The sequence below is a fragment of the Vibrio sp. 10N.222.48.A3 genome (assembly GCF_041475345.1).
GTDB lineage: Bacteria > Pseudomonadota > Gammaproteobacteria > Enterobacterales > Vibrionaceae > Vibrio > Vibrio tasmaniensis_A.
Map to the genome: position 1 here is coordinate 1 of NZ_JBFRVX010001642.1, position 204 is coordinate 204.

Genomic DNA, 204 nt, shown 5'->3' on the forward strand with positions numbered 1-204 from the left:
TATCGATGCTGATGGACACTGGCAGTATCAAGTTGATAACTCGCTCTCTAATGTTCAAGCTTTAACCGCAGCCACTTCATTGCACGAAAGCTTCACTATTCACACCAAAGACGGCACACCGCAAACCATCGATATGACGATTGGTGGGAACGACGACAACGCCGTAATTACGGGTGTGGATGCTGGCACGTTAACTGAAGATTT

The 204-nt window shown here is 47.1% G+C and carries 1 protein-coding gene; it reads left to right on the forward strand.

Annotated elements, in window-relative coordinates; genetic code table 11:
• A partial coding sequence (locus AB4653_RS28215; protein WP_372105934.1) for a VCBS domain-containing protein occupies positions 1–204 on the forward strand: 204 nt, incomplete at both ends.